This window comes from Chitinimonas viridis (assembly GCF_030409555.1).
GTDB classification, from domain to species: domain Bacteria; phylum Pseudomonadota; class Gammaproteobacteria; order Burkholderiales; family Chitinimonadaceae; genus Chitinimonas; species Chitinimonas viridis.
Window position 1 is genome coordinate 845191 of the sequence record NZ_JAUFPU010000018.1, and the last position, 11675, is coordinate 856865.

Sequence of the window (11675 nt, forward strand, 5' to 3'; positions counted from 1 at the left end):
GCTGATGGCGGCATCCAGTGTCTGCTGCTGCTTGGCGAAGCAGAACCGCACAATATGGTGGTCTCGCCCATCGGCATAGAAAGCCGATACCGGGATGCTGGCCACGCCGTGTTCGCGGGTCAGCCATTCGGCAAAGGCCAGCTCGCCCAGATCGGGCCGGATGGCGGAATAATCGACCAGTTGGAAATAAGTGGCGGCACTGGGTAGCAGGGTAAAGCCCGCTGCCTGCAGTCCTGCCGCCAGGTGATCGCGCTTTTGCTGGTAGAAGGCCGCCAGGCCCTGCCAGGAGGCTGCCTGCTGCAGATGGGCGGCCAGGGCGTGCTGCATGGGGGTGGAGACTGAGAACACCAGGTACTGGTGCAGTTTGCGGAACTCCGCCATCAAGGCTGGAGCGGCCACACAGTAGCCCACCTTCCAGCCAGTGGCATGGAAGGTCTTGCCGAAGGAGTACACAGCAAAGCTGCGTGGGCGTAGCTGCGGGTGGCTGAGTACGCTGGCATGCTGCTGGCCGTCGAACACCAGATGCTCGTACACCTCATCGCTGAGTACCAGCAGATCATGCTGTTCGGCAATGCCGGCCAGGGCGTCGAGATCGGCGCGGGAGAAGATGCTGGTGGCCGGATTGTTGGGGTTGTTGACGATGATCAATCGGGTGCGCGGGGTCACGGCAGCGGCCACGGCCTGCCAATCCACGGCGAAGCGGGGTGGCGCCAGGCTGACGCGGACCGGCACCGCACCCTGCGCCACAATAGCGGGCGCATAACTGTCGTAGGCCGGCTCCAGGATGATGGCCTCGTCACCCGCCCGCAGCACTGTGGCAATGGCGGTGTACAGCGCCTGGGTGGCACCAGCGGTGATGGTGATCTCGCGCTCAGGGTCGACCAGCAGGCCAGCGCTGGCTTCGAACTTGTGGGCGATGGCCTGGCGCAGCAGTGGCAGGCCTGGCATGGGGGCGTACTGATTGTGCCCGGCCTGCAGCGCAGCGTTGACGCCGTCCAGCAATGCGGCATCGCAGGCGAAATCAGGAAAGCCCTGCGACAGGTTGATGGCACCGGTCTCCGCCGCCAGCGTACTCATGCGGCTGAAGATGGTGAGGCCGAGATCAGGGAACTTGGACTGTAAGGGCATGGCGGCTGGGCCTTTGGGTAGCGACCCAGCCATGCTGCCCGTGCTTGGGGCTACTGCCAAATAGCCATTGGCAATGAGCTGAAAACCGTCTGCACCAAGGCAGTGCGCGTATCCGGCGCCACAAAGAAAAACCCCGCGCAAGGCGGGGTAAGTCTTTCGAAAGTACCGCTTTCTCGGGCGGCGGCAAACCGAATCAAGCTCACGCGTATATTCTCAGATACGACTAAATTCTGATAGTTCAGTATAGTCTTTCAAAACAAGATTTTATTGCTTTCTTATTTTACCACAGCCGCCAGCTCTCCGCGCTTGTAAAGATCGGACATCTTCTCCATGGAGATCGCCTTGATCTTGCTGGCCTGGCCGGCACAGCCAAACGCTTCGAAACGGGCCTTGCAGATATCCTTGGCCGCGCTGGTGGCTTCCTTGAGGAACTTGCGCGGGTCGAACTCGCTCTTGTGCTGGGCCAGGAAGCGGCGGGTAGCACCGGTCATGGCCAAGCGGATGTCGGTATCGATATTGATCTTGCGCACGCCGTACTTGATGCCGGTGACGATCTCCTCCACTGGCACACCATAGGTCTCCTTCATCTCACCGCCAAACTCGCGGATGATGTCCAGCCACTCTTGCGGTACCGAACTGGAGCCATGCATGACCAGGTGGGTATTGGGGATGCGGGCGTGGATCTGCTTGATGCGCTCGATGGCCAGAATGTCGCCAGTGGGCTTGCGGGTGAACTTGTAGGCGCCGTGGCTGGTGCCAATGGCAATGGCCAGGGCATCGACCTGGGTGCGCTTGACGAAATCGGCAGCCTCATCCGGATCGGTCAGCAGTTGGTCGTGGGTCAGCACGCCTTCGGCACCGTGGCCGTCTTCCTTCTCGCCCATGCCGCTTTCCAGCGAACCCAGGCAGCCCAGCTCGCCTTCCACGCTCACGCCGATGGCGTGGGCCATGTCCACCACGCGACGGGTCACGTCGACGTTGTAGTCATAGCTTGATGGGGTCTTGGCATCTTCCAGCAAGGACCCGTCCATCATCACGCTGGAGAAGCCCGAGCGCATGGCCTGGATACAGACGGCGGGCGAAGCACCGTGATCCTGGTGCATCACGATGGGAATGTGCGGGTAGGCTTCGGCCGCAGCCAGGATCAGGTGGCGCAGAAAGGCTTCGCCAGCGTATTTGCGGGCACCGGCCGAGCCCTGCATGATCACCGGGCTGTTGCACTCGTCGGCGGCCTGCATGATGGCCTGGACCTGTTCCAGGTTGTTCACGTTGAAAGCCGGCAGGCCGTAACCGTTTTCGGCGGCGTGGTCGAGCAGCTGGCGCATCGAGACGAGGGACATAGTTCACTCCAAGAACAATGGGTGCCAATAGGCAATGGTTTGTGCGGGATTTTAGCAGGCTTGTAGCACTGTAATCTCGACTACATTTTAGCCGCGCGGCGTTTGCGCCAGGCGCGGCGGATAAATAGACCCACGGGTATCAGCAGCAACAGCCAGGGCAGCAGGGCCGCCACAAAGGTCAACAGGCCGGCCAGGCTGGCAGAGGCCGTGTAGCCCACCGAATGCCAGGCGTCCCGCAGGGGGCTCAGGGCACTCCGCTCGATCACGCTGCGCGGTGGGTGCAGGGTCAGGTCCAGCTTGACCTTGTCGGTCTGGTCGGCCAGCGCCTTGCGTTGGCCGGTAAAGCTGTCCAGCTGGCTTTGGGTTTCGGTCAGCGCCTGCTGCACCTCCAGCACATCGCTCAGCTTGCCCGGCCGCTCCGCCAACATCTGCCGCAGCCGGTCGCGGGCTTCGGTCAGGTTCTTGAGGCGGGCCTCCACATCCACCACCTCGGCCGTCTTGTCTTCGCTGTCGGTGCGGGTATTGACCAGCTCGCCCCCTTGCGCCAGCAAGGCGTACAGGCTGGGCACATGCTGGGGCGGCAGGCGCAGCGACAAAGTCGCCGTCGGCTGGCGGGCGTCACCGCGCGACAACTCCGCACTCACGACCTCGCCACCCAGCGATACCACCTTGGCCTGCAATTGCCGCCACATGGGCTCGACCTGCTCAGCCGCTGTTTCCACCTCTAGATAATGGCTGATCGCCAGGTAGCGACGCGGCGTAGCTCCCGGCTTGGCTTCCGCCATGTCGGCTGCCGGTGCAGCGGCGGCCGCCAGCGACATCTCCGGCGCGGTTTCGGCCGACTTTTGGCCACAGGCGGTCAGCGCCAGGACCAGCAGCAGGGGCATCAGTACCTTGGGGAAGGAACTAGACTCAGCGAGCGACATGGTCAGGTTCAAGCCCGCTGTTCCAGCATCGCCACTGCCGGCAGGGTCTTGCCTTCAAGGAATTCCAGGAAAGCGCCACCGCCGGTGGAGATATAACCGACCTGCTCGGTAATACCATACTTGGCCACGGCAGCCAGGGTGTCACCGCCACCGGCAATGGAGAAGCCCGGGCTTGCCGCAATGGCGCGGGCCAGGGTCTCGGTGCCCTTGCCGAACTGGTCGAACTCGAATACGCCGACCGGGCCATTCCAGACGATGGTGCCCGCCTGGGCCACCACGGCAGCCAGTTGCGCGGCCGAATCGGGGCCGATGTCGAATATCATGTCGCTGTCGGTCACGGCGGCCAACGGCTTGGTTACAGCGGGCTCGGCCGGGTCGAATTTCTGCCCCACCACCACATCGACCGGCAGCGGCACATCGCCGCCGCGTGCGCGTATCTTGGCGATCACGGCACGGGCCTGGTCAACCAGATCGGCTTCGGCCAGCGACTTGCCTATCTGCTTGCCCTCGGCCAGCAGGAAGGTGTTGGCGATGCCGCCACCGACGATCAGCTGGTCTACCTTGTCGGCCAGCGATTCCAGTATGGTGAGCTTGGTCGACACCTTGGAACCGGCCACGATGGCCACCAGGGGCCGCTTGGGTTGCGCCAGCGCACGGCCCAACGCATCCAGCTCGGCTGCCAGCAGAATGCCGGCGCAGGCCACCGGGGCGAACCGCGCCACCGCATGGGTGGAGGCCTCGGCACGATGGGCCGTGCCAAAGGCATCGTTGACAAAGACATCACACAGGGCCGCATATTGCTGGCCCAGGGCATCGGCATTCTTCTTCTCGCCGACATTGGTACGCACATTCTCCAGCAGTACCAGCTCGCCTGCCTGCACTGTATGGCCGACCCAGTCGGCAATCACGGGCACATCCCGGCCCAGCAGCTCGCCCAGGCGACGGGCCACCGGGGCCAGCCTGTCTTCCTCGGCAATCGTGCCCTCGGTGGGGCGGCCCAGATGGGTCATCAGAATCACGCCGGCACCGGCCGCCAGGGCATGGCTGATACTGGGCAGCGAGGCGCGGATACGGGTGTCGTCGCCGATCACGCCATCCTTGACCGGGACATTCATGTCCACGCGGATCAGCACTTTCTTGCCGGCAAGTTCGAGGTCGGTAAGCTTCTTGAAGTTCATGGCGAGTCTCGGGTGAGGGTGGGCGTATGCCCTCAATGTAGCAGCGTGGGCGCCTGTAGTGCGTTCGGGGCGCTTACGCGCCCCGAACCTGTTACTGCAACGCTGGCAGAGTAGCCTTGGCGTTGCGCTTACTTGGCCTGCATCATGGCGCGGGCGGTATTCAGCATCTGCACCGAGAAGCCCCATTCGTTGTCATACCAGGCACCGACCTTGACCAGATCGCCATTGCTGACCTTGGTAAGGGTGCTGTCGAAGATGGACGCTTCGTTGGTGTGGTTGAAATCGATGGAGACCAGCGGCAGGTCGTTGTAACCCAGCACGCCCTTGAGCTTGCCGCCGCCTGCGGCATCGCGCATCAGGGCGTTGATCTCTTCCTTGCTGGTGGCGCGGGCGGCCTGGAAGGTCAGGTCGACCATCGAGACATTGATGGTGGGTACGCGTACGGCAAAGCCGTCGAGCTTGCCATTGAGCTCAGGCAGCACCAGGCCCACGGCAGCAGCGGCACCGGTCTTGGTGGGGATCAGGCTCTGCGTGGCAGAACGGGCGCGGCGCAGGTCCTTGTGACGCACATCGGTCAGCACCTGGTCGTTGGTGTAGGCGTGGATGGTGGTCATCAGGCCCTTGACGATGCCGATGTGGTCGTTCAGTACCTGGGCCACGGGTGCCAGGCAGTTGGTGGTGCAGGACGCGTTCGACACCACGGTCATGTCACGCGTCAGGATGTCATGGTTGACGCCGTAGACCACGGTGGCATCCACGTCCTTGTCGCCCGGTGCGGAGATCAGCACCTTCTTGGCGCCGGCATTGAGGTGGGCCTGGCACTTGGCCTTGCTGGTAAAGGCGCCGGTACATTCCAGCACGATGTCGATGCCCAGCTCGCCCCAGGGCAGCTCGGCCGGATTGCGGGTGGAGAAGAAGCGGATGTTCTCGCCATTGATGCGCAACCAGTCGCCATCGGCCTTCACTTCAGCGTTGAAGCGGCCATGCACGGTATCGAAGCGGGTCAGATGCGCGTTGGTCTCGATGTCACCCGAGGCGTTGATGGCGACGATCTTGAAATCTTCGTTGCGATTGAGTTCATACAGCGCGCGCAACACGTTGCGACCGATGCGTCCGTAGCCGTTGATGGCGATGCGGATGGACATACTGGAGTTCTCCATGACGATGGCAGCTCAAAATGTAGTCGCTACCATTATGACTACAAGGGCGCGATTGTAACCGTCCAAATGCTTGAAAGGGAGCTACAAACACGACCATTTGTTGCAGCGCGGCGAAAGAACCGGGTCGCGATCCTGCCTACGCGCAAGCAAAACGGCCCCGCTGATCGGCGGGGCCGTTCTGACCTATCGGCTTACAGCACGGACTTGGCCGTGGCGACCACCTGCTCCACGGTAAAGCCGAAGGCCTTGAACAGCGCGGGTGCCGGGGCCGATTCACCGAAGGTGTCCATCCCGATGACGGCGCCGTCCAGGCCCACATACTTGCGCCAGAAGTCAGATACGCCGGCCTCGATGGCCACGCGCGGCACGCCACGGGTCAGCACGCTGGCGCGGTAGGCCGCATCCTGGCGATCGAACACATTGGTCGAGGGCATGGACACCACGCGGGCACGGATGCCCTCGGTGGCCAGCTGGGTCTGGGCCTTCAGTGCCAGTTCGATTTCCGAGCCGGTGGCGATCAGGATCAGCTGGGCAGCACCGCCCTCGGCCTCGCGCAGCACATAGCCACCCTTGGCGATATCGGCAATCTGGCCCGCATCGCGGCTGACGAAGGGCAGGTTCTGGCGGCTCAGCACCAGGTTGCTGGGGCGGTTCTTCTGTTCGATGGCATGGGCCCAGGCCACCGCCGTTTCGGTGGTGTCGCAAGGACGCCAGGTGTCCATATTGGGCACGTAGCGCAGGGTGGCGGTCTGTTCCACCGGCTGGTGGGTAGGACCGTCTTCGCCCAGGCCGATCGAATCGTGGGTGAACACGAAGATGGGGTTGATCTTCATCAGGGCCGACATGCGCAGGGCATTGCGGGCGTATTCGCTGAACATCAGGAAGGTGCCGCCATAGGGGCGCAGACCGCCGTGCAGGGTCATGCCGTTCATGATGGCGGCCATGCCGAACTCGCGCACGCCATAGCTGATGTAGTTGCCATTGCCCTCGCCGTCTATCCACTTGGAACCCGACCAGTTGGTCAGGTTGGAGCCGGTCAGGTCGGCCGAGCCGGCCAGGAATTCAGGCAGCTTGGGCGAGAAGGCTTCCAGCGCAATCTGGCTGGCCTTGCGGGTAGCCACGGTCTGCGCTGCGTCATTGATCTTGGCGATGGCGGCCGCCTTGAACTCGGTCCAGTCGGCCGGCAGCTCGCCCGCCATGCGGCGCTCGAACTCGGCAGCCAGCTCGGGGTGGGCAGCACGGTAGGCAGCAAAGCGCTGGTTCCAGTCGCTCTCGCTGGCCGCACCCTTGGCCTTGGCATCCCAGCCAGCATAGACGTCGGCCGGTACCTCAAACGGTGCGTGGCTCCAGCCCAGGTGCTCGCGGGTAGCGGCAATCTCGGCCGCGCCCAGGGCGGCGCCATGCACATCGTGGGTGCCCTGCTTGTTGGGCGAACCCTTGCCGATCACCGTCTTGCAGCAGATCAGGGTGGGCTTGCCGGTCTCAGCCTTGGCAGCCTGGATGGCGGCATTCACGGCATCCACATCGTGGCCGTCCACATCGGCAATCACATGCCAGCCATAGGCTTCGAAACGCTTGGGCGTGTTGTCGGTAAACCAGCCTTCGACATGGCCGTCGATGGAGATGCCATTGTCGTCCCAGAAGGCAATCAGCTTGCCCAGGCCCCAGGTGCCGGCCAACGAGCAGGCTTCGTGCGAGATGCCTTCCATCAGGCAGCCATCGCCCAGAAAGACATAGGTGTGATGGTCAACGATGTCGTGGCCGGGGCGGTTGAACTGACGGGCCAGCAGCTTCTCGGCCATGGCCATGCCCACGGCATTGGTAATGCCCTGGCCCAGCGGGCCGGTGGTGGTCTCCACGCCCGGGGCGTAGCCGTACTCGGGGTGGCCCGGCGTCTTGCTATGCAGTTGGCGGAACTGCTTGAGATCGTCGATGGACAAGGCATAGCCGGTGAGGTGCAGCAGGCTGTAGATCAGCATGGAACCGTGCCCGTTGGACAGCACGAAGCGGTCACGATCAGCCCACTCGGGGTTCTGCGGGTTGTGCTTGAGATGGCCGCCCCACAAGGCCAGCGCGATCTCGGCCATGCCCATGGGCGCGCCGGGATGACCGGAGTTGGCTTGTTGCACCGCATCCATGGACAGGGCGCGGATTGCATTGGCAAGTTGGGTACGGGTAGCGGCCATCTAGGTTCTCTTTCGCTTGGGGTAGGCGGAAAACAAACGGCCCGCAATAAGGGGTCGGGCCGGTTCAAAAGCGCGCGCATTATCCCTTTTTAGGCCCACCAGGGCAAGCCAAGTCTTTGATATTTCGTTGGAATTCATGCTCTAGCCGTAGTTTTGTTACAGCTACGGAGGCGGGTTTTATTGTGTGCCGCTACAGCCAGCGCCATGGCGGATGCCACTGCGCCGGTGACTGGAAAGCGCCTGCTCAGCGCCAATTCACCGCCCGCTGTATCAGTGCATGCCGGATTAATGATGCTACTTGCATATTGACCGAGTGCTTGCTCTATAACGTGTAAGCGTCGCCACCACCTTGTTTTGTTTGGCGTTTTTTAGCCGGCGGCGCGGCACATATAAGGACGCCACCCGTCACCCGGCCCTGCCAGGGCTATCTGACAGGCGGCCCCAAACATAAAACTGGAGCAGACATGTATCGAACCGCACACTGGGTGGCCGCCCTGCTGGGCCTGGCTACCTTGACGGCGAATGCCGCCAACAACGACCCCTTGGTACTGGTACACGGCTTTGCCGGCTGGGACCGCGACGAGCTATGGGGCCTGTACCCCCACTGGGGCGGCACCACCGACCTGCAGGAGGAGCTGAAAAAGCTGGGCCACCCTACCGTCACCGCCGCAGTCGGCCCTTTCAGCTCCACTTGGGACCGCAGCGTGGAGCTGTATTTCCAGCTCAAGGGCGGCTGCGTGGACTATGGCGCCGCCCATGCCGCGCAGCACGGCCATGCCCGCATGGGCCGCTGCTACAACGGCAACCGCCCCTACGAGGATGCCAGGCGCCTGCCACAATGGGATGCCGCCAACCGTATCCACCTGATTGCCCACAGCCAGGGTGCGCCTACCGTCAACATGCTGGTGGAACTGCTGCGCAACGGCTCGGCCGCCGAGCGGGCCGCCAGTGGCAGCGGGGTGTCCGAACTCTATCTGGGCGGCAAGGACTGGGTACGCTCCATCACCACCATCGCTGGCGCCAACAATGGCACCACCTTTGGCAAGCTGAGTGGCTTCAATGAATTCGCCAAGCAGCTCCTCAAGCTGGCCGGCGCCGCCGTGGGCATGGGCGGCAATCCGGAAGACTTTCCCTATGACTTCAAGCTGGATCAATGGGGCTTGGCGCGCGCCGCCGGCGAAAGCCAGCAGCATTACTGGAACCGGGTCTGGGCCTCGCCCATCTGGCAAAGCCGGGACGTGGGCCTCTACACCCTCAGCCCCGAGGGCGCTGCCGCCGAACGGGCCTGGGTACGCACCTCGCCGCAGGTGTATTACTTCTCTTTCACCAACGCCACTACCCTGCCCGGCCTGATCACCGGTAACCACTATGCCGACCCCAGCACCAACCTGCCCTTGATCCCCTTCGCTACCGGCATGGGCGCCTATCGCGCCTACGGCGAGAGCTGGCGCCAGAACGATGGTGTGGTCAACACCATCAGCATGAAGGCGCCCTTCGGCGCACCGTTGGTGGAATACAACGGCACGCCCCAGCAGGGCAAGTGGAACCATATGGGCTACAGCCAGCAAGATCACTGGGAGGTGATAGGCAGTGGCGATGTGGCCGGCAACCTGTTCTACAACTGGCGGCTGGTGAACTTCTACAGCCAGCACGCGGATATGCTGAAGCGCCTGTAGGTGTGACGCCTCAGCCAGCCGTAGCAAGGCCGCGTATCGCTGCACCAAGCCCAGGTGGGCCGCCACCCAGCCCCCTGGGCACGATCTGCGCGCCCACCTGGCTACCCCACGGGATGGTGGCGTTGCCAGGTCTTAGTCGAATCGGGTGTAATGGGGCTCGCCTTGCACCTGGCACGTTCCCGCTTCAGCCCTGCGGGTAGGTACGGTGCGAAAAGACTTTGAGCAAGCCCTCGCTATATTCCCTTATCCAGCCATTCCATACCCTATGAACAACTTGAAAATTCCTCCGGTACAAACCTTCGAGATCGGCGCCCTACCCGAATTGGTGCGCAAGGAGCTGGCCACCGCGCTGGCGCCCAAGACCGCCTGTCCTGGCCTGATATTCGCCAACCGGCGTAGCCTGATCGTGCAACTGCTGTCCTACACCTGCTTGCTAGCCCTGGCCGGCTTTGTACTGTTCCTGTATGCGCAGGGCGGCTTTGGCGAGGTCAGCTCGCCCGAGATGCATGACGGCCCCTACTCCCTGCTGGTCTACGGCGGTAGCCTGGCGACCATCGCACTGGCCATCCTGGGAGCCTGGCGTGCCATCGTGCTGCATAGGCGGCTGCCCTTTGCACCGGGCAGCTATCTGTTTCCCCGTTCCATGCTGGTGGCAGATTCGACCGCGCTGACGCTGCTGGACCTGAACCAGCTCACCGATGAGCAGGTAGCGCACAAGCGGGATGGCAACGGCCAGTACCAGGGCACCGACATCACCTTCCAGTTCGGCCCCAAGAGCAAGTACGTCTTCAGCATACGCAACCGCAATGCGGAGAAGATGGCACAGCTGCTACAGCAGATCCCGGCCCTGCGCGACCAGGAACAGGCCATGGCCCAGGCACAGGACTTGAAAGGCCTGCTCCAGTTCGATCCCCTGTACCCCGTCCGCACCGGTCGCATCAAACTTGGCGCCAGCAAGCCAGGCAAGCATGCCATTGCCCCGCTGGCACCATTCTTCCGCTGGCGTATCGGCATCGCCCTGCTGCTGGGCGGCCTGATCAGCCTGCCGCTCTGGTACCTGCGCAACAAGCTGAGCGACGATGCCGCCTACGCATCGCTGGCCTCCCAGCCCTATGAGGCGCCCCACCAGCAATACCTGCAGCATGGCCGCTACCATATCGCCGAGGTGCAGGCCGCCCTGCCCCGCGTTGCATTCAAGGAAGCCCTGGACAAGCGCAGCGTGACTGCCATCCGTACCGTGCTGCAGCGCTACCCGGCTGCCGGGCTGGAGGGCGAAGGCAAGGTGGCAATCCACAAGCTCTATCAAAGTGCGTTCGAGAAGTTCAAGCGGCAGGCCGCGGCATCAGACCCTACCCTGGTGCCCTTCATGCAAGCGCTGTTGGCCAACCTGGAAGCCTCTGGCAACCCTTCGGTGCAGATACGCTTCAGCCGACCGACCACCGAGGCCCTGGCGGAGATGGATGAAAAGCTGTCGGCCTATGCGCGCCAGAACCAGGGCACGATGGCGCCTGCCGCACCGCAGTTTGAGGCCGATACCGCAGCGGCCCGTGAAACGCGCATCATCGAGGGCCTGCAGCGGGGCTTCTCGGTCATCTTCCCCAACGATGTGCTGAGCCTCAGCCACACCAAGCGCATCAACGAGAAGCTGCCGCTGCTGGACATCGCCTACCAGATCCAGCCCTCGGGCCAGGTCTATACCTCCAAGGATGAACCGAATGACAAGCGCATGTTCGTCGGCCTGATCTGCAACTTCGACGCCAACGTGGCCCTACCAGACCAGCCGCTAGGCTGGCAGTTTGCGCTGTCGGTCGAGCCACCTGATGTCTTCGAGGTGCCCAATGAGGACAACAGCCCGACAGGCAATATACCGCCGACCGAGCGCGTCTACCGCGTGATGGCCGAGCGGGCTTTCGATACCTTGAACGCCAAGCTGCGGGCCGCCCTGTTCAACCCCGAGAGCGAGGCCTACAAGCGCTTTGCCGTCTCGAAGCGCGTGCCCTAAAAGGCTCGCAGCGTTCAAAGCCTGCAGCCGATTCAGCTGATGACAAGCGCCAGGGTCTCCCTGGCGCCCGCTCAGGCGT

8 protein-coding genes are annotated in these 11675 nt (G+C 63.1%); 2 read left to right on the forward strand and 6 right to left on the reverse strand.

Going from position 1 to position 11675, the window contains the following annotated elements; translation table 11 throughout:
* The 6 genes from QWZ03_RS16880 to tkt form a co-directional block, all read right to left on the reverse strand.
* On the reverse strand, nt 1–1161 hold a 1161-nt coding region (locus tag QWZ03_RS16880; protein WP_290333783.1), incomplete at its 3' end, for a methionine aminotransferase.
* A 242-nt stretch (nt 1162–1403) separates the two neighbouring features.
* Nucleotides 1404–2468, reverse strand: a complete 1065-nt coding sequence (gene fba, locus QWZ03_RS16885) for a class II fructose-bisphosphate aldolase (RefSeq protein WP_284195454.1) — start codon at nt 2466–2468, stop codon at nt 1404–1406.
* A gap of 80 nt (nt 2469–2548) precedes the next feature.
* Complete coding sequence (locus QWZ03_RS16890; protein ID WP_290333785.1) at nt 2549–3394, reverse strand: DUF4349 domain-containing protein; 846 nt, start codon at nt 3392–3394, stop codon at nt 2549–2551.
* 8 nt (nt 3395–3402) lie between these two features.
* On the reverse strand, nt 3403–4572 hold the full coding sequence (locus QWZ03_RS16895) for a phosphoglycerate kinase (protein ID WP_290333786.1): 1170 nt from the start codon (nt 4570–4572) through the stop codon (nt 3403–3405).
* A gap of 128 nt (nt 4573–4700) precedes the next feature.
* Nucleotides 4701–5717: a type I glyceraldehyde-3-phosphate dehydrogenase gene (gene gap / locus QWZ03_RS16900; RefSeq protein WP_284195457.1), complete on the reverse strand. Its 1017-nt coding sequence runs from the start codon at nt 5715–5717 to the stop codon at nt 4701–4703.
* A 206-nt stretch (nt 5718–5923) separates the two neighbouring features.
* A complete protein-coding gene (gene tkt / locus QWZ03_RS16905; RefSeq protein WP_290333788.1) occupies nt 5924–7918 on the reverse strand; it encodes a transketolase in 1995 nt (664 codons plus the stop codon).
* A gap of 464 nt (nt 7919–8382) precedes the next feature.
* On the opposite strand from tkt, the gene QWZ03_RS16910 reads away from it, so the two are divergent.
* Both QWZ03_RS16910 and QWZ03_RS16915 read left to right on the forward strand, forming a co-directional pair.
* Nucleotides 8383–9594, forward strand: coding sequence for an esterase/lipase family protein (locus QWZ03_RS16910; protein WP_290333789.1), 1212 nt, complete (start codon nt 8383–8385; stop codon nt 9592–9594).
* Nucleotides 9595–9859: 265 nt separating this feature from the next.
* On the forward strand, nt 9860–11596 hold the full coding sequence (locus QWZ03_RS16915; protein ID WP_290333790.1) for a hypothetical protein: 1737 nt from the start codon (nt 9860–9862) through the stop codon (nt 11594–11596).
* The last annotated feature ends 79 nt before the right edge of the window (nt 11597–11675 follow it).

What these genes read in the sequence shown, in the direction of transcription:
- gap (WP_284195457.1), bottom strand. Translation starts at nt 5,717, where the DNA reads ATGTCCATCCGCATCGCCATCAACGGCTACGGACGCATCGGTCGCAAC.
- QWZ03_RS16910 (WP_290333789.1), top strand. Translation starts at nt 8,383, where the DNA reads ATGTATCGAACCGCACACTGGGTGGCCGCCCTGCTGGGCCTGGCTACC.
- QWZ03_RS16890 (WP_290333785.1), bottom strand. Translation starts at nt 3,394, where the DNA reads ATGTCGCTCGCTGAGTCTAGTTCCTTCCCCAAGGTACTGATGCCCCTG.
- fba (WP_284195454.1), bottom strand. Translation starts at nt 2,468, where the DNA reads ATGTCCCTCGTCTCGATGCGCCAGCTGCTCGACCACGCCGCCGAAAAC.
- QWZ03_RS16915 (WP_290333790.1), top strand. Translation starts at nt 9,860, where the DNA reads ATGAACAACTTGAAAATTCCTCCGGTACAAACCTTCGAGATCGGCGCC.
- QWZ03_RS16895 (WP_290333786.1), bottom strand. Translation starts at nt 4,572, where the DNA reads ATGAACTTCAAGAAGCTTACCGACCTCGAACTTGCCGGCAAGAAAGTG.
- tkt (WP_290333788.1), bottom strand. Translation starts at nt 7,918, where the DNA reads ATGGCCGCTACCCGTACCCAACTTGCCAATGCAATCCGCGCCCTGTCC.